General features: G+C 73.2%; 16 protein-coding genes. 5 read left to right on the top strand and 11 right to left on the bottom strand.

All coding sequences use genetic code 11. The annotated features are described in order from the left end of the window. Nucleotides 1–525 precede the first annotated feature (525 nt). From QOL88_RS31860 to QOL88_RS31845, 4 genes are all read right to left on the bottom strand, one after another. Nucleotides 526–3420 carry an SCO1167/SCO6262 family helicase gene (locus tag QOL88_RS31860; protein WP_097221730.1) on the bottom strand — a complete coding sequence of 965 codons (2895 nt, stop codon included), beginning with the start codon at nt 3418–3420 and terminating at the stop codon, nt 526–528. Nucleotides 3421–3542: 122 nt separating this feature from the next. Then, complete coding sequence (locus QOL88_RS31855; protein ID WP_097221729.1) at nt 3543–4124, bottom strand: sugar kinase; 582 nt, start codon at nt 4122–4124, stop codon at nt 3543–3545. Continuing rightward, complete coding sequence (locus QOL88_RS31850) at nt 4121–5269, bottom strand: ROK family glucokinase (RefSeq protein ID WP_097221728.1); 1149 nt, start codon at nt 5267–5269, stop codon at nt 4121–4123. Before QOL88_RS31850 ends, QOL88_RS31855 begins: the two co-directional genes overlap by 4 nt. A 148-nt stretch (nt 5270–5417) precedes the next feature. After that, nucleotides 5418–6155, bottom strand: coding sequence for a GntR family transcriptional regulator (locus QOL88_RS31845; RefSeq protein WP_179879156.1), 738 nt, complete (start codon nt 6153–6155; stop codon nt 5418–5420). A gap of 128 nt (nt 6156–6283) precedes the next feature. On the opposite strand from QOL88_RS31845, the gene QOL88_RS31840 reads away from it, so the two are divergent. After that, nucleotides 6284–7306 carry a Gfo/Idh/MocA family protein gene (locus QOL88_RS31840; RefSeq protein ID WP_097221726.1) on the top strand — a complete coding sequence of 341 codons (1023 nt, stop codon included), beginning with the start codon at nt 6284–6286 and terminating at the stop codon, nt 7304–7306. A gap of 16 nt (nt 7307–7322) precedes the next feature. Here QOL88_RS31840 and QOL88_RS31835 read toward each other — a convergent pair whose 3' ends face one another. Together QOL88_RS31835 and QOL88_RS31830 are read right to left on the bottom strand one after the other, a co-directional pair. Continuing rightward, nucleotides 7323–8000, bottom strand: coding sequence for a response regulator transcription factor (locus tag QOL88_RS31835; protein ID WP_097221725.1), 678 nt, complete (start codon nt 7998–8000; stop codon nt 7323–7325). A 106-nt stretch (nt 8001–8106) separates the two neighbouring features. Beyond that, nucleotides 8107–9381: a sensor histidine kinase gene (locus tag QOL88_RS31830; RefSeq protein WP_373559320.1), complete on the bottom strand. Its 1275-nt coding sequence runs from the start codon at nt 9379–9381 to the stop codon at nt 8107–8109. Nucleotides 9382–9558: 177 nt separating this feature from the next. Between QOL88_RS31830 and QOL88_RS31825 the strand changes: the two genes are divergently transcribed. After that, nucleotides 9559–9759, top strand: coding sequence for a hypothetical protein (locus QOL88_RS31825; protein WP_097221724.1), 201 nt, complete (start codon nt 9559–9561; stop codon nt 9757–9759). A 38-nt stretch (nt 9760–9797) separates the two neighbouring features. Here the strand turns inward: QOL88_RS31825 and QOL88_RS31820 are convergent, their stop codons facing one another. Continuing rightward, complete coding sequence (locus QOL88_RS31820; RefSeq protein WP_097221723.1) at nt 9798–10193, bottom strand: guanyl-specific ribonuclease; 396 nt, start codon at nt 10191–10193, stop codon at nt 9798–9800. A 316-nt stretch (nt 10194–10509) separates the two neighbouring features. Next, nucleotides 10510–11334, bottom strand: a complete 825-nt coding sequence (locus QOL88_RS31815; RefSeq protein ID WP_097221722.1) for an AIM24 family protein — start codon at nt 11332–11334, stop codon at nt 10510–10512. Nucleotides 11335–11578: 244 nt separating this feature from the next. On the opposite strand from QOL88_RS31815, the gene QOL88_RS31810 reads away from it, so the two are divergent. Continuing rightward, nucleotides 11579–12322 (top strand): 3-oxoacyl-ACP reductase family protein, encoded by a 744-nt coding sequence (locus QOL88_RS31810; RefSeq protein WP_097221721.1) that lies wholly within the window; start codon nt 11579–11581, stop codon nt 12320–12322. Between the two features lie 176 nt (nt 12323–12498). Here the strand turns inward: QOL88_RS31810 and alc are convergent, their stop codons facing one another. Further along, a complete protein-coding gene (gene alc, locus QOL88_RS31805) occupies nt 12499–13614 on the bottom strand; it encodes an allantoicase (RefSeq protein ID WP_097221720.1) in 1116 nt (371 codons plus the stop codon). 37 nt (nt 13615–13651) lie between these two features. After that, nucleotides 13652–14992 carry an allantoinase AllB gene (gene allB, locus QOL88_RS31800; protein ID WP_097221719.1) on the bottom strand — a complete coding sequence of 447 codons (1341 nt, stop codon included), beginning with the start codon at nt 14990–14992 and terminating at the stop codon, nt 13652–13654. 236 nt (nt 14993–15228) lie between these two features. Here allB and QOL88_RS31795 point away from each other — a divergent pair, with 236 nt between their 5' ends. Next, entirely contained in the window at nt 15229–16026 is a 798-nt protein-coding gene (locus QOL88_RS31795) for an IclR family transcriptional regulator (protein WP_097221718.1), read from the top strand. A 43-nt stretch (nt 16027–16069) separates the two neighbouring features. Here QOL88_RS31795 and QOL88_RS31790 read toward each other — a convergent pair whose 3' ends face one another. Then, on the bottom strand, nt 16070–16399 hold the full coding sequence (locus tag QOL88_RS31790) for a DUF5955 family protein (protein WP_097221717.1): 330 nt from the start codon (nt 16397–16399) through the stop codon (nt 16070–16072). 243 nt (nt 16400–16642) lie between these two features. Here QOL88_RS31790 and QOL88_RS31785 point away from each other — a divergent pair, with 243 nt between their 5' ends. Further along, the gene (locus QOL88_RS31785; RefSeq protein WP_097221716.1) at nt 16643–17257 is read left to right on the top strand and encodes a nucleotidyltransferase family protein; all 615 of its coding nucleotides are present in this window, start codon (nt 16643–16645) and stop codon (nt 17255–17257) included. Nucleotides 17258–17386: the final 129 nt, after the last annotated feature.

Below are 17386 nucleotides of genomic sequence, written 5' to 3'. Positions count from 1 at the left end.
CCCCCGGCGGCTGCGGCTTCACGGCCGCCGGGGTGTCCTGAGGCGCGCCGGTGACGTGGGACGTCCCCGCGATGTGGGACGCCCCCACGGTGTGGGACGCCCCCGCGGTGTGGGACGCGCCCGCGTCCTCCGACCCACTGTCCACACCGCAGGCAGGCGTGCCCTCCTGCCCACCGCCGCCCTCGGGGGCACGGGTGACCGGGGGCGCACCGGCATCCCCTGGCGCGTCGGCGCCTTCGGAGGAGTCGGCGGCCTCGACGGCATCGGTGTCCCCCCGTCCGCTCCCCCGCTGCTCGGACACCGCCCTCCGCAGCGCCTCGCGGGCAGCGTCGGCCGGACCGGGGGCGTCCTGGGCGGCGGTTCCCCCGGCCGGGGACGGCTCCGGACGGACAGCCGGTGCCGGGGCGGGGTCTTGGGCCGCGGCGGCCCGCTCGCGGGCCTCGCGCAGCGCGCGGCGGGCCTCGTCGGCCGGGCGGGCGCTCGTCGTGTCCTCGCCGGGGACGGGTGGGTGGTCCTCGCGGGGTGTCATGACGACCTCCGCAGGGACACCAGGTCGGTCAGCTCCCGGTCCGTCAGTTCCGTGAGGGAGGACTCGCCGGAGCCGAGAATCGCGTCGGCGAGGGCGCGCTTGGACTGGAGCATCTCGGCGATGCGGTCCTCGATGGTGCCCTCCGTGATGAGGCGGTGCACCTGGACCGGCTGGGTCTGGCCGATGCGGTAGGCGCGGTCGGTGGCCTGTTCCTCCACGGCCGGGTTCCACCAGCGGTCGAAGTGCACGACATGGCCCGCCCGGGTGAGGTTGAGGCCGGTGCCGGCCGCCTTGAGCGACAGGACCAGGACCGGCGTCGAACCGGCCTGGAAGCGGTCCACCATGCGCTCCCGCTCGGGGACGGGCGTGCCGCCGTGGAGGAGGTCGACCGGGACGGCGCGGGTGGCCAGGTGGGAGGTGATCAGGCGGGCCATCCCGACGTACTGGGTGAAGACGAGGGCGGACCCGTCCTCGGCCAGCAGGGTGTCCAGCAGCTCGTCCAGCAGGGCGAGCTTCCCGGAACGGGCGGCGACCCGGTCGCCGGCGGCCGGGGTGTGCTCCTCCTTGAGGAACAGCGCGGGGTGGTTGCAGATCTGCTTCAGCGAGGTGAGGAGCTTCAGCACCAGGCCCCGGCGGGGCATGCCCTCGGCCGTCTCGATGGCGAGCATCGACTCGCGGACGACCGCCTCGTACAACGCGGCCTGTTCGCGGGTGAGCGGCACCGGATGATCGGTCTCGGTCTTGGGCGGCAGCTCGGGCACGATGCCCGGGTCGGACTTCTTGCGGCGCAGCAGGAAGGGCCGGACCAGCCGGGCCAGGCGCTCCACCGCCTCCTCGTCCTCGCCGTTCTCCACGGCGCGCGCGTGCCGGGCGCGGAAGGACTTCAGCGGGCCGAGCAGGCCCGGGGTGGTCCAGTCGAGCAGCGCCCACAGCTCCGAGAGGTTGTTCTCGACGGGCGTGCCGGTCAGGGCCACGCGTGCGGGGGCCGGGATGGTGCGCAGGGCCTTGGCGGTGGCCGAGTAGGGGTTCTTGACGTGCTGCGCCTCGTCGGCGACGACCATGCCCCAGGTGCGGTCGGCCAGGGCGGGGGCCGCCGAGCGCATGGTGCCGTAGGTGGTGAGGACGAAGCCGCCGTCCAGGTCGGCGAGGCTGCGGTCGGGGCCGTGGAAGCGGCGGACGGGGACGCCGGGGGCGAAGCGGGTGATCTCCCGCTGCCAGTTGCCCAGCAGGGAGGCAGGGCAGACGACCAGGGTCGGTTCGCGGCGGGCCCGCTTCAGGTGCAGGGCGATGAGGGTGACGGTCTTGCCGAGGCCCATGTCGTCGGCGAGGCAGCCGCCGAGGCCGAGGGAGGTCATCAGGTCGAGCCAGGCCAGGCCACGGAGCTGGTAGTCCCGGAGGGTGGCGTGCAGGCCCGGGGGCGGTTCGGCCGGGCGGATCCCCGCGGTCAGGCGATCGCGCAGGGCGGCCAGCGCACCGACGGGGACGGCCTCGACCGTCTCGCCGTCGACGTCGGCCGTGCCGGTGAGGGCGACGGACAGCGCGTCGACCGGGTCGAGCAGGCCCAGGTCCCGTTTGCGGGCCTTGCGGACGAGCGCCGGGTCGACCAGCACCCACTGGTCGCGCAGCCGGACGACCGGGCGGTGGGCCTCGGCGAGGGCGTCCATCTCGGTGTCGGTGAGCGGGTCGCCGCCGAGCGCCAGCTGCCAGCGGAACTGGAGGAGGTCCTCGCTCTCGAAGAAGCCGGTGCCGTCGGTCGCCGAGCCGGGGGCCGGACGGACCACCGCCGCGGCGGACAGGTCCTTCGCGAGGTCCCGCGGCCAGTGCACGGCGACCCCGGCGGCGGCGAGCCGGGTCGCCGCGACGCCGAGCAGGTCGCTCAGCTCGTCCTCGGTCAGGGCCAGCACGTCGGGCACGTCCTGGTCGGCGAGCCGGTCGAGCGGGGGCCAGACGCGGGCCGCGCGGCGCACGGCGAGGGCGGCGTCCACGCGCGCGCGGGGCCCGAAGGCGTCGGCGGCGGCGCCCGCCCACAGCGCCGCCGCGTCGGCCACGAGGGTGGGGTCGGCGAGGCTGTGCACCTGGACGATCGCGGCACCGGCGCTGCGGGCACCGCCTGAGGCGTCGTCGAACAGGTCGTAGGCCGACAGGTCCAGGCGGAGCGAGATCCGCACGCCGGCGTCCATGCCGGCGGCGACCTCGGCGGCCCAGTCGTGGGCGGTGGGCAGGTGCTGGGCCTCGCGGGCCGCGAAGGGCCTGCCGGAGGTGTGGGGCGCGGCCGGGGTGCGGGGCAGGGTGTCGGCGACCGCGTCGAGGAAGGCGCGCACCAGGGCTTCCGGTTCGGGCAGCAGGATCGGGCCGGGGCCGGGCAGCGGCACGGCGTGGCCCTCGTAGGGCAGGGCGGCGGCCACCGCGCGCAGGTGCGCGATGTCGTCCGGGTCGAGGGGGCCGGCCCGCCAGGCGTCGTGGCCCGTGGCGGTGAGGCCGGGCAGCAGCCGGCCACGGGCGGTCAGCCGCAGGGCGTGCAGGGCGGCCGCGCCCCAGCAGGCCGTGGCGGGGTGGGCCGCGGGGTCGTGCCGGGCGCGCACGAGGAGCGGCAGGGCCGCGTCGAGCGGGAGGGTCAGCGCGCGGGTGGTGCGCCGCCGGACTCCGGCGGCGCCGTGCCGTCGTACGACGGTCAGCTCGATGTCCTGGGCGTCCGCGGGGCCTGCCGCGTCCGCGGGGCCTGCCGCGTCCGCGGGGCCTTCCGTGTCCGCTGGGGGCAGGGACTCGCCCTCGGGGTCCCAGAAGGCGATGCGGCCCTCGCGCGGGAGGGGCGCGGGCAGGAAGACGGCGGGGAGCCGGACCGGAACCGTCGCGTCCCCCGCCCGCTCGGCCACCTGAGCCGCCTCTCGCATACGTCCTGCCACCTCCCGTCCCGCGTGTCGGATCAGTTGTCTCCGACTCTACGGGCGGGGTCTGACACTCGGCCCCGGCGGCGGGCCTGGAGGCTTCCGACGGATCTCCGCGGTCACGACCCCTAGGGCACGGTCCGGCCCACGACGTACACCCAGGGGTACGCCGGGTTGGACAGGTCCACGACCACGTCGTGGGTGGGTGCCGGGTTCTTCTGCCGGTGGACGAAGCCGTACCAGGAGTCGTTCGTGGCGAACTTCCAGCCGGTGATCTTCCGGTCGCGGGCGCCGATGGTGATGTGGCCCTGCTTCAGGTCCTTGCGGGTCACGCCCAGGCCGGTCAGGTAGGCGTCCAGACCGGCCGCGTTGGTCTCGAACTGGGTGTAGAGGCGGCTGGTCTTCCAGTTGTTGGTCTCGTAGTACGCCACGTGCCAGGCCGGGTGCGGGACGGGCACCTGGTAGATCCGGCGCTGGAGCTTGGAGGGCCAGCCCTCGGTCAGGCCGGTCGCCGAGTACTTCGCCTCCTTGTCCTTGCCGCTGTCGCGGCTCTGGTTCGCGGAGATCACGAGGTAGCCGGCCGGGACGCCGATGAGCAGCACGATGATCAGCAGGGTGAGGGACCTGCGGCGGATCATGTGGCGGCGGTTCTCGGCCGGACGGTCCGGCTCGTCGGGCCAGGGGCCTTGGTGGGGCAGGGAGGCGGTCACGACGTCTCCTGGGTACTGCGCAGCGACTGCGTGTACCGCTCGTAGCGCTCGTAGCGCTCCACGCGGCGGCGCTTGGCGCGGCGGAAGCGGCGGGCGACCAGCCGCGCGAGGTCGGCGGCGCCGACCATGCCGGCCTCCGGGCCGAGCTGGGCCCGGACGATGCGGGCCTCGGGGCGGTAGCCGCGGCCGGTGAGGTGCCGTTTGAAGGCGTCCCGGGCGGGGCCGATCAGCAGGTCGTCGGCGGCCGAGACACCGCCGCCGATCACGAAGCAGGAGGGGTCGAGGGCGGCGGCGAGGTTGGCGATGCCGACGCCGAGCCACTGGCCGATGTCCTGGAGCAGTTCGATGCACATGGCGTCGCCGTCGCGGGCCAGCTCGGTGATCATCGGGCCGGTGATGTCGCCGATGTTGCCCTTGACGTGCTCGATGATCCCGTACGCGACCGGAGAGTCGGCGGCGGCCAGCTCGCGGGCCTCGCGGACCAGGGCGTTTCCGGAGCTGTACTGCTCCCAGCAGCCGCGGTTGCCGCACGGGCAGCGGTGGCCGCCGGGCACGACCTGCATATGGCCGAACTCGCCGGCGACGCCGTACTTGCCGCGCTTGACCTGGCCGTCCTCCAGGATCGCGCCGCCGATTCCGGTGCCGAGGGTGATCATGACGAGGTGGTCCTCGCCGCGGCCGGCGCCGAAGCGCCACTCGGCCCAGGCGGCGGTGTTGGCGTCGTTGTCCACGAGGACCGGGACGGACAGCCGGCCCGAGAGGCGGTCGCGCAGCGGTTCGTTGCGCCAGGACAGGTGGGGGGCGAACAGCACGCGGTTGCGGTCGGCGTCCACCCAGCCGGCCGCGCCGATGCCGACGGCGTGCACGTCGTGCCGGTCGGAGAGGTCCAGGACCAGCTCGGCGATGGTGTCCTCGACGACCTTGGGGCTCTTGGACTTGTCCGGGGTCTCCGTGCGGAGCATCTCCAGGATGTTGCCGTCGGCGTCGACGACACCCGCCATCACCTTCGTACCGCCGATGTCGATGCCGACCGTGGGCACGCGGGGGGCCGTCAGGTGCGAGCGGCGCTCCCGGGTGCCGACGGTGCGCAGCACGGTGGCACGGCGGGAGCCGATGGGGGCGGTGAAGTCGCGGTAGGTGCTCATCGCCGCCGATTCTGCCTCACGGTGGGGTGCTGTGCGGAGCGGGGCAGGGGCGGGGTGGCACGGATCATTGCCGGGTGCGGGTGAGTGGTGGGTGCTCGCGCCCACGCGGCGGAGCCGTACATCGACACAGCCCCGCGCCCTTGACAGATCAGGTGCGTACCAGGAGCTGGAACTCGAACGAGTAGCGAGTCGGACGGTACGTGTGCGTGCCGTACTCGACCGCCCGGCCCGTGTCGTCGAACGTGACGCGTTGCATGGTCAGCAGCGGCGCGCCCGTCTCCTCCGCCAGCCGGTCCGCCTCCTCCGTCGTCGCCGCCCGGGCGCCGATCGACTGGCGGGCACTGTGCAGGGTGATGCCCGCCGACCGCATCAGGCGGTAAAGGCCGGTCGTCTCCAGCTGGTCGGTGTCGAGGTCGATGAGGCCGGGGGGCAGGAAGTTGCAGAGGTAGGCCATGGGCTCGCCGTGGGCGAGGCGGAGACGCTCGACACGGTGGACGTCGCTGTCCTCGGCGACGCCGAGTGCGGCGGCGACCTCGGCGGAGGCGGGGACGAGCTTGTTGACCAGGACCTTGGTGGCCGGGCGCTGGCCCGCCGCCTCCAGGTCGTCGTAGAGGCTGCTGAGCTCCAGCGGGCGTTTGACCTGGCTGTGCACGACCTGGGTGCCCACGCCGCGGCGGCGCACGAGGAGGCCCTTGTCGACGAGCGACTGGATCGCCTGGCGGACGGTCGGCCGGGACAGGCCGAGCCGGGCGGCGAGCTCGATCTCGTTGCCCAGCAGGCTGCCGGGGGTCAGCGTGCCGTGCTCGATCGCGGCCTCCAGCTGCTGGGACAGCTGGAAGTACAACGGCACGGGAGAGCTGCGGTCCACGCTCAGCTCGAGCTGCACGGTCGGGTCCACTTCTGGTTTCGGCACGGGCCGAGCGTAGCTCCGTGCGTTGTTGACGGGAAGTCGTGTAGTCAGATTGTCCGGACATATAGATTGACAGCGGCGAGCTGTGCACGCACTTTGTTTCCATGCGCATCGGCGTCATCGGTACGGGCCGCATCGGCACCATCCACGCGAACACGCTCAGTCGGCACCGCGAGGTCGGCTCCCTGATCCTCACGGACGCGGACCCCGCACGGGCCCAGGAACTGGCGCACCGGCTGGGCGAGACGGCGGCGCCCGGCGTGGAGGAGATCTTCCGCTGGGGCGTCGACGCCGTGGTGATCACGACGGCGACGTCGGCCCACGCCGAACTGATCGGTCGGGCAGCACGCTCGGGTCTGCCGGTGTTCTGCGAGAAGCCCATCGCACTGGACCTGCCGGGGTCCATGACGGCGATCGCCGAGGTCGAGGCGGCCGGGACGGTTCTCCAGATGGGCTTCCAGCGCCGCTTCGACGCGGGCTACACGGGTGCGCGCGAGGCGGTGCGGTCCGGCCGGCTGGGGCGGCTGCACACTGTGCGGGCCCTGACCAGCGACCAGGCGCCGCCGGACGCCGCGTGGCTGCCGCTGTCCGGCGGGCTGTACCGGGACACGCTGATCCACGACTTCGACGTGCTGCGCTGGGTGACGGGCCGGGAGGTCACGGACGTCTACGCGGCCGGGTCCGACGCCGGTCCCCGGATGTTCCGCGAGGCGGGCGACGTCGACACCGCGGCCGCGCTCCTCACCCTGGACGACGGCACCCTCGCCACGCTCACCGCGACCCGGATGAACGGGGCCGGCTACGACGTGCGCATGGAGCTCGCCGGAGAGCGCGACCAGATCGTGGTCGGCCTGGACGACCGTACGCCGATCGCGTCCACCGAGCCGACGGGGCCACCTGCCGCGGACAAGCCCTGGACGGGTTTCCTGGAACGGTTCGGCCCTGCCTACGAGGCGGAGCTGAACGCGTTCGTCGAGGTCGTCCGGGGCGAGCGCGCCAACCCCTGCGACGGGCGCGAGGCGCTCCAGGCGCTGCGGATCGCCGAGGCGTGCGAGCTGTCGCGGCGGGAGCGCAGGCCGGTGCACCTCGCGGAGATCGCCGGCGGTTCCCCGCCCGTGGTCGCCTGACGCCGGACCCCGGCGGTCAGTGCTCTTCCTGCTCCTCCTCCAGGAGCCCCGCGTCATAGGCGAGCAGCGCGATCTGCACCCGGTTGTTGAGGTCGAGCTTGGCCAGGATGCGCGAGACGTGCGTCTTCACGGTGGCGACGCTCATGAAGAGGCCGGTGGCGATCTCGGCGTTGGCCAGGCCCCGGCCGACCTCGACGGCGACCTCGCGCTCGCGGTCGTTGAGGACGGCGATGCGGTCCCGGGCGCGGGTGCGGCGCGTGTCGGGGCCGGTGCCGACGGCGTGCCGCATCAATTGGCGGGTGACCGCGGGCGACAGGACCGGGTCGCCGGCCGCGACGCGGCGCACCGCAGCGATGATCTCGGCCGGCGGGGTGTCCTTGAGGACGAACCCCGCGGCGCCCACCCGCAGCGCGCGCAGCACCTGCTCGTCGGCGTGGAACGTGGTGAGCACCACCACCTGCGGGGCGTCCTCGCGGGCGCGCAGCCGCTCCGTGGCCGTGAGACCGTCCACCGCCGGCATCCGGATGTCCATGAGCACGACGTCCGGACGGGTGCGGTCGACGAGGGCCTCCACCTCGCCGCCGTCGGCGGCCTCACCGACGATCTCGATGTCGTCGGCGCCGCCCAGCATGAAGGACAGCCCGGCCCGCACCAGCGGATCGTCGTCGACGAGGAGGAGTCTGATCGCAGTCATGGACCTTACGTAATCACGGCCGGGCGGGGCGGCGGACCCGGACGGTCGGTGCCAACACCCGGCGCCGCGCGCGCGGTTGACGGCCGCAGGGCAGGGCGAGGGGTGCTCACGGCCACGGCAGCCACGCCCCCACCTCGAACCCGCCCCCGGGCGTGTGCCCGTGCTCCAGCCGGCCGCCCGCGAGGGTCGCCCGCTCCGTGAGGCCGATCAGGCCCTGCCCGGAGCCCGGGACGTGCGGCACCTCGCCCACGGGTGGCGGGTTGTGCACGCGGACGGTGAGGCCGGTGCCCGGCGCGCCGGTGACCGTCACCGTGACCTCCGTGCCGGGGGCGTGCTTGCGCGCGTTGGTCAGGCCTTCCTGGGCGATCCGGTAGGCGGTGCGGCCCACGGAGGACGGGACGGCGGCGGCTTCCTCGACGCGCTGGTCGAGGGCGACCTTCATGCCGGCCTCGCGGGACTCCGCGACCAGCGTGTCCATCGCCGCGAGGGTCGGCTGCGGCCGGCCCGTGTCGTCGGGTTCGCCCGCGCGCAGTACACCGATGATCTCCCGCAGGTCCTGGAGTGCCTCGTGCGCGCTCTCCCGGATCACGCCCGCCGCCCGCGCCGTCTGTGCCGGGGGCGCGTCGGGCCGGAACTCCAGGGCGCCCGCGTGCACGCTGAGCAGCGTCAGCCGGTGGGCGAGCACGTCGTGCATCTCCCGGGCGATGGCCTCGCGGGCGAGCCGCTGGGCCTGTTCGGCCCGCAGCCGCGCCTCGGTCTCGGCGCGCCGGGCGCGGTCCCTGAGGCTCACCATCAGCTGCCGTTTGGCCCGTACGAACATGCCCCAGCCGACGATCGCCACGGTGAGCACCACCGCGAAGGGAACGCTCACCAGATAGGGGACGTCCGCGTCGGGGCGCAGCCAGTAGTAGAGCGGCACCAACGCCACGTTGATGCCGCCCACCCATGCCACGTACCGGAAGGGGCGGTGCACGGCGAGGGTGAACAGGGCGATCAGGCCCGCGCCGCCCGAGGTGTCCGAGACGAGGGAGAGGGGCGTCATGACCACGGCCAGCCCCAGCGGCCAGCGGCGCCGCAGCCAGACCGCCGCGCAGGCCAGCGCGCCGATCACCTGGTCGACGGCGGCGAGCCCGGGCGGCACGTGGGGGTTGTCGGCGAGCGCCTCCATGGCGGTCGCGCCCACGATCACGGCCAGCAGGAAGCAGGAGAAGTCGACGACCCAGTCGCGGGCGGTGCGCCGGGGCCGCCGCCCGGCCCGTGCGGCGTCCGGGTCGAGTTCGTGCAGGAGCGCCGAGGGGAAGAACCATCTGCGCCCGGTGACGAGCGCGGGCGTCGCCCCCACCGGTACCGGGGAGGCGTGCCCCACGTCGTCACCACTCACGGCGCCAAATCTACGCAGCCGAAGCGCGACCGGCCGTCCTCGGGCGGGATCGTCGACCAAAGTCGTCACGCCGCAGACTTTCGATGTCGGCCGGCACCCCGGAGCGGGGACTTCCGTCCCGGGGTGCTCGTCCCGCGGCCGATGTGCGTGAGGGGTCCGCCGGACGAGGCTGGGGGCATGAAGCAGGTACTGGAGATTCTCGGTTTCCTCGCCCTGGTCCAGGGCGTGGCGGGCCTGGTGCACGAGTTCACCGACTGGAACTGGGGCCTGGTCCAGCGCCTGGGGTTCCTCGACGGCTACGAGATCTACGCGAGCGTCGCGCTGCTCGTGCTGGGCGTGGCCCTGTTCGCGGCGGCCGGGAGCCGGACGTCCGTCTGAGCTGCCGACGGACGTCCGGCCCGCGGTCCCGTCAGGGCTCAGCAGCCGTAGTCGACCAGGTCGAACGACTCGTAGTGGTCGGCCGTGTAGTAGTCCTCCTGGTTCTGCTCACCGGTGACGATGCGCCGCGCACCGCGGTTGGAGGAGCCCGGGGTGATGACCGTGTACTCGTGGTAGTAGCCGGACGACTTGCTGGGCAGGACGCCTTCCCGGTTCTGGAAGACGGTGCCGTCCTGGTCGTACGGGTAGGGGCCGCCCTGCTCGATCAGGTCGAGCGTGTCGTGGGCCTGGGACGGCAGGTCGCTGTAGCAGATGTCGCCGACGGCGGTGGGGGCCGCGTCGGCCGTGGTGGCGGAGACGGTTCCGCCGACGAGGAGAGCGGACAGAAGGGCGGCTGCTGCGCCGAGCCGCGAGGCGCGTGGGGGGAAATTCATGACGCTCATGATGACGCGCGTAGACGCTGGCATGTCAATGACAAGCCAGGAGAATTTCCTGTGAAGCCCCGTGAGTTCGCGGGGAGTTCACCGGCCCGGCAGCGCCCTCACGCGCCTTCCGGCAGGCCGGACTCGCCGTACTCCGGCCGGCCCTTCAGGTCGTACGTCTGGATCGAGACGCCCCCGCCGGTGACGCTCCCGAAGAAGGGGGAGACAAGCTTGCCCATGGCGGGTGCCCGCTTCCTGGTGTGGGGCCTGATGCCATCACGTCAGACCCCATCAGCACCCGCAACTCGTCGCCGGTCCGAACGTCCGCTCATTGGGCGTTCGTGGAGAACAGCCCGCCCGTCGGGCCCTGCTTGTCGCCACCCTGGGCCTTCCTCAGGGCGTTCGCGAGGCTCTCGATGGTGAGGGACTGGAGGATCACGCGGCCGTTGCCCTCCAGAGTGGCCAGGGACAGCCCCTCGCCGCCGAAGACCGCGTTCATCACGCCCTGGCGGTTGAGGCCGCCGACGCGCTGGACGCCGTACTGGATGCCTTCCTCGAAGGCCACCACGCACCCCGTGTCGACCTCGACGCGGCCGCCGAAGTCGGCCGGGTTCAGGTCGATGAAGTTGCCGGCTCCGGCGATGATCACCGTGCCGCGTCCGGTGAACTTCTCCAGGACGAAACCCTCGCCGCCGCTCCGGCCGGTACGGCCGCCCTGGAAGGCGATGCCGAAGTCGACGGTGGACTCCGCGGCCACGAAGGCGTCCTTCTCGGCGAACCACGCGCGCGTGCCGTCCAGTTCCAGCGCCCGCATCTCCCCGGGGAGCACGCCCGCGAAGCCGACGGTGCCTTCGCCGCCCTGGGTGGTGAAGTACTGGAACGCCAGCGACTCCCCCGCGAGGGCGCGCTGGCCGGCCTGCATGGCCGTGCCCATGGCCTGGCGCAGCAGCCCGCCCATGCCGCCCGAGCCGCTGCCGCCGGGCTGCGACTGCTGCCCACCCCCGCCCGACGGGCCGCCCAGGCGGGTCTCCATGGTCACGTTCGTGGTCTTGAACAGGAACTTTCCGGCCTCGCAGTACACCGTCTGACCGGGCTGCAGGCTCACGACCGCCATCTGCATGGCGTTGCCGACGATCTCTTGCTGAAGGGTCACGACCGGAGAACGAGGGAGGCGGAGGGAAAGGTTCCGCATGTGCGTCGGATCGGGTGGGCTCCGGATCGGGTGCATGCCGGATCGGGTGCAAAGCCGGATCGAGTGGGTGCGGATCGGGTGTGCGGCGCATCGATTGTGGGCGCATCGGGTGTGTGCCGGACCGTGGAACCTCCGGCGCGCGACCGGGAACGTCGACGTCCGTTCGCCGCCAGCGCCGGTGCCGCGCGGCCGCTGGGATGGAGCCATGACTTCTCAGGGAACTCTGGACGGCAAGGTGGCGCTCGTGACCGGCGGGAGCCGTGGCATCGGCGCGGCGACGGCGGTGCGGCTGGCGCGTGAGGGCGCGGACGTGGCCGTCGGCTATGTGAACGGCAAGGAGGCGGCCGAGGACGTCGTACGGGCCGTGGAGGCGCTGGGGCGCCGGGCGGTGGCGCTGCGCGCGGACACGGGCGATGCCACGGAGGCGGCCGAGATGGTGGACGCGGCGGCGCAGGCGCTGGGCAGGCTCGACATCCTGGTCAACAACGCCGGTGTGGGGGTGCTCGGTCCGCTGGACACCCTGTCGCTCGCGGACGTGGACCGGGTCCTCGACGTCAACGTGCGGGGTGTCTTCCTGGCCTCCCAGGCGGCCGCCGCGTGGCTGCCCGAGGGCGGTCGGATCATCACGATCGGCAGTTGCATGGCCCAGCGGGTGCCGGGGCCGGGCGGGACCCTCTACGCGACGAGCAAGGCGGCCCTGGCCGGTCTGACCAAGGCACTGGCCCGGGAACTGGGCGGGCGCGGGATCACGGCGAACCTGGTCCTTCCCGGCCCGATCGACACGGACATGAACCCGGCGGACGGGCCGTACGCGGCCGGGCAGGCGGCGATGACGGCGCTGGGCCGGTTCGGGACGGCGGAGGAGGTGGCGTCGACGGTCGCCTACCTGGCGGGGGCGACGTACGTGACCGGGGCGGAGTTCTCCGTGGACGGAGGCCACGCGGCGTGAGGCACGCGTGGGTGTGAGCGGTGCTTCGAGACGTGCTCCCCGTCAGGCGCGGGCGCCCGAGACGTGCTCCCCGTCAGGCGCGGGCGCCCTGTTGCGCGTTCCCCCCTGAGGGCACCGCGCCGCGCCGTGCGTGGGGCGCACCGGTGCTGTCCGGCCGGTGCGCCCCACGGGTCGGGTCAGCCGCCGAGCTCCTGGTGGCGTGCCGCCAGCCGGCTCGTGCCCTCGGGGGTCAGGGACCCGAACAGGCGGAGCCTGGAGATGCCGCCGTCCGGGAAGATGTCCACGCGCGCGTGCGTGCCGACGGCCGGGGCCGGGAGCACGAAGCGGTGGTTGGTGTCGGGCTGGAGGCGGGTGCGGGGCAGGATCTCCTGCCACTCGCCGTCCTCGCCGTCCCGGACGGACACCGACGCCCAGCCGGCGCTGTTGCCCTTGAGGTAGGCGGTGTCGATCTCCAGGGCACGGACCTGGGCCTGGGCGGCGAGCCGGTAGCGGATCCAGTCGTGGCCCTGGTCGCGTCGGCGGCGGGTCTCCCAGCCGTCGTCCATCTTGCGGGAGCGGCCCGGCTGGATGGTGTTGGAGGCGGGCGAGTAGAAGAGGTTGGAGGCGTCCTCGGCCCGGCCGCCGTTCTCCAGGGCGACGACGTCGAAGGTGCCCAGCGCCTCCAGCCACGCGGGGTCGGGGACGACCTCGCCGTGGACGCGCAGGCGGGCGATGCCGCCGTCGGGGTGCTGGTTGACCCGGAGGTGCGTGAAGCACTGCTCGGCGGCGACGGCGAAACCGTTCGCCGCGTGGCCCCCGACCGCGGTGCGCGGGACGAGGGTCGTCCACTTCACGTCGTCCCCGAGGAGCTCCTTGGGCGACGGTGAGCCGGGCACGCAGGTGCCCTCGACGGACACGGCCTGCGGGTAATTGCCGCGGAAGTGGGCGGTGTCGACGACGATCCCGCGGATCACGCCCGGGGCGCCGAGGCGGACCAGTGCCCAGTCGTGGTCCTCGGCGGTCGGCCAGGGGTGGTCGGCAGAGGCGCCCCGGCGGCGGCGGGTCTCCCAACCGTCCATGATCTTGCCCTTGTGGCCGAAGTGCTCGGGGTCGAACTCGGCGGGCTCGGGCACCAGCAGGTTCTCGCGCTGGGCGAAGAACTCGTCGTTGGCGGCGATGACACCGGCTCCGAGGCGCCGGTCGGCGAGGTCGGCGTACTGGGTGAAGGGGAAGTCGGCGGTGCGGTAGTCCGCGTACGGGTCGCCGCCTCCGTAGGGGTTCGCGTCGCCGGTGAAGCTGGGAATCGCCGTCACGGTGATCAGGTCTGCCTTTCGAAATCGAGGATGGGATTCAGTGGGTCCTGGTGAGGAGCCGCCCCTTCGGTTCGGTGAACTCGCCGTCCGCGACGATGCGCTGCCCGCGCAGCCAGGTGGACTTCACGACGCCGTGCAGGGTCCTGCCCGCGTACGCCGTGACGTGGTTGCGGTGCTGGAGGGCCACCGGGTCGACGGTGAAGGTCTCGTCGGGGGCGAGGACGGCGAAGTCGGCGTCGCGGCCCACCGCGATGGCGCCCTTGCGGTCGTCGAGCCCGACCAGTTCGCAGGTGCGCGCGGACATCCAGCGCACCACGTCCGCCAGGCCGTGCCCGCGCCTGCGGGCCTCGGTCCACACCGCGGCCAGGCTCAGCTGGAGGCCGGAGATGCCGCCCCAGGCCGTCGCGAAGTCGTCGGTCTTCAGGTCGGCCGTGGACGGGGAGTGGTCGGTGACGACGCAGTCGATGGTGCCGTCGGCGAGGGCCTGCCAGAGCAGGTCCTGGTTGGCGGCCTCGCGGATGGGCGGGCAGCACTTGAACTCGCTGGCGCCGTCGGGGACTTCCTCGGCGGTGAGGGTCAGGTAGTGGGGGCAGGTCTCCACGGTGATGCGCACGCCCTCCGCCCGCGCCTCGGCGATCATCGGCAGGGCGTCGCTGGAGGACAGGTGGAGCACGTGCACGCGCGCATCGAGGGCCTTCGCCTCACGGATGAGCCGGGCGATGGCGGTGTCCTCGGCGTCCCGGGGGCGGGAGGCGAGGAAGTCGGCGTACTTCGGGCCGGGCTGCTGCGGGGCGGAGGCGAGCAGGTGGGGGTCCTCGGCGTGCACGATGAGCAGGCCGTCGAAGGCGGCGATCTCTGCCATGGTGCGGGCGAGGGCGTCCCGCTCCAGGTGCGGGAACTCGTCCACGCCGGACGGTGACAGGAACGCCTTGAAGCCGAACACGCCGGCCTCGTGCAGCGGGCGGAGGTCCTTGAGGTTGTCGGGCAGGGCGCCGCCCCAGAAGCCGACGTCGATGTGCGCCTTGTCGGCGGCGACCTGCTGCTTGGTCCGCAGATGCGGGACGGTCGTGGTCGGCGGGAGGGAGTTGAGGGGCATGTCGACGAGGGTCGTGATGCCACCGGCCGCGGCGGCGCGGGTGGCGGTCCAGAAGCCCTCCCACTCGGTGCGGCCGGGATCGTTGACGTGCACGTGTGTGTCGACCAGGCCGGGCAGCAGGACGTGGTCGCCCAGGTCCTCCAGGCGAGCGCCTTCGGGGACGGGCGCGTCGTGCGGGAGGACGGCCGTGATCGTGCCGCCGGTCACCGCGACGGATGCGGCCCGCGTTCCTTCGGGGGTGATGACTCGCGTCGAGCGCAGCACCAGTTCAGCGTCGGACACCCGAACCCCTTACTTCCGCGTAACGGAATTCAACTTTCTGTTGAAGAAGTCTTCACTCCCTCTTCCGCGCCGTCAAGGGCACACTTGACTGCGGCGCCCTTCGGTGAAACTCCTGGACGTTTCCACAAAGCGGAATTACACTTCCAGTAAGCAGAACGTAGCTACGTACAAGCGGGGAGTCAACCGACCGCCGGGTAGGCTTCTGCCCTTCCCGCCCGCCCCGAAAGGAACGCGCCGTGCCGACGTCCAGCGCCAGCACCACCGACTCCGCCCGGTCCTCCGCCAACGGCGGCGTCCAGTCCCTGGAGCGCGCCTTCGACCTGCTCGAACGGATGGCGGACGCGGGTGGCGAGGTCGGCCTGAGCGAGCTGTCCGCGAGCAGCGGCCTGCCCCTGCCGACCATCCACCGCCTGATGCGCACGCTGGTGGCCTGCGGGTACGTACGTCAGCAGCCCAACCGGCGGTACGCGCTCGGCCCGCGCCTGATCCGCCTCGGCGAGTCGGCCTCCCGACTGCTGGGCACCTGGGCACGGCCGTACCTCGCGCACCTGGTCGAGGAGACCGGCGAGACGGCGAACATGGCGCTGCTGGACGGGGACGAGATCGTCTACGTGGCGCAGGTGCCGTCGAAGCACTCGATGCGCATGTTCACGGAGGTCGGGCGACGGGTGCTGCCGCACTCCACGGGCGTGGGCAAGGCCCTGCTGGCCGGTTTCCCGCCGGAAGAGGTGCGGGCGCTGCTCTCCCGTACGGGCATGCCCGCCGCGACGGAGAAGACGATCACGACGGCCGACGGTTTCCTCGCGGCCCTGGAGGACGTGCGCCGGCAGGGCTACGCCATCGACGACAACGAGCAGGAGATCGGGGTCCGTTGCCTCGCGGTGCCGGTGCCCGACTCCCCCACCGCCGCGGCCATCTCCATCTCCGGCCCGGCGGGCCGGGTCACCGAGGCGGCGACGGACAAGATCGTGCCGGTGCTCCAGCAGGTCGCCGTGGAGCTGTCCGCGGCGCTCGCAAGTCAGAGCCCGGCGTAACGGCGGCGGGCCGCGGGGCGCCGGGCCCGACCGGCCCGGGCGCCTACCCCTGACCCCGCACCGGCCCACCGAAGAGATCGACGGCCCGCCGGACCTCCGTGAGCTCCGCGGACAGGGCGCTCATGGAGCCGATCGCGCCCGCGATCAGCAGGAGGGAGCGGCGCAGGCAGGGGATCTCGGGGATCCCGTCGGCGGCCATGGCCGCCAGCGCGGCCAGTTCCTCCTCGGCGATGGCCCGGTCGGCGAACTCGCCGGGATGGGCGGCCAGTCGGCGGCGTAACCGGGACACGGCGGAGCGCAGCTCCGGCACGCGTGGGTCCTCGTCGCCGCCGGCCACAGGCCCCTGCCGCTTCTGCTCGACGCTCCGCAACACAGTCCTCCCCCTCGCACCTCGTCGTACGCATGCCTTTCCGACGCGAAGTCCCCCACACCGGGCCGCAGTCGGGCGCCCGGCCGGTCGGTGCGGGCGACAGTAAACGACGCGGGCCACCAGGCGCCAGCCCATTGCGTCATCGACTTGTTTCGCTGAGTGACTTTCTGGCCCGGGGCGCACGCCCGTGCGACGCGCGCTCCGCGCCGTCGCACCCCCGTACGGGGCGTGCGGTATGCAGGAGCCATGACGACACGGGAGACGACGGGCGGGGCACGAGCCGTTGCGGGACTGCTGCTCGCGGCCGGTGGCGGGCGGCGGCTCGACGGGCGGCCCAAGGCACTGCTCCACCATCACGGCCGGCCCCTGGTGGAGCACGCGGTGCGGGTGCTGCGGGAGGGCGGCTGCGCGACGGTCCACGTGGTCCTGGGCGCACAGGCCGACGACGTGCGCGCACGAGCCTCCCTGCCGGGCTGCGTCCTGGTGGACAACCCCGACTGGGAGCAGGGGATGGGGAGTTCCCTGCGTGCCGGGCTCGACTCGCTCGCCGGCACAGGCGTACGGGCCGCCCTGGTGTCACTCGTCGACCAGCCCGGCATCGGGCCCGAGGCGGTGGCCCGGGTCCTCGCGGCGTACGAGGGCGAGAAGTCGCTCGCCTCCGCCGCGTACGACGGCGTGCGCGGCCACCCTGTGCTGTTCGGCGCCGCCCACTGGGCGGGCATCGCCGCGACTGCGACCGGGGACCGGGGGGCACGCGCCTACCTGAAGGAGCACCGGACGGCGATCGCCCTAGTCGAGTGCGGGGATGTCGCCCGGCCTTTCGACATCGACACCGAAGCCGATCTGGCCCACCTGGAGTGAGCGGGGTGGCACGGAGCGCCACCTTGCCTCGACCCTGAGAATCTCGACATCAACAGACGATTGAACTTCCACCATGAGGAAACTAGTATCCACTGTTCAGAAGCGCCCGTACGCTCCCCGGGCGCCGAA

This window comes from Streptomyces sp. Ag82_O1-12 (assembly GCF_900182715.1).
GTDB lineage: Bacteria > Actinomycetota > Actinomycetes > Streptomycetales > Streptomycetaceae > Streptomyces > Streptomyces massasporeus.
The sequence above is the reverse complement of the archived record's forward strand: the minus strand, read 5'-3'. Positions and strand labels throughout refer to the sequence as shown.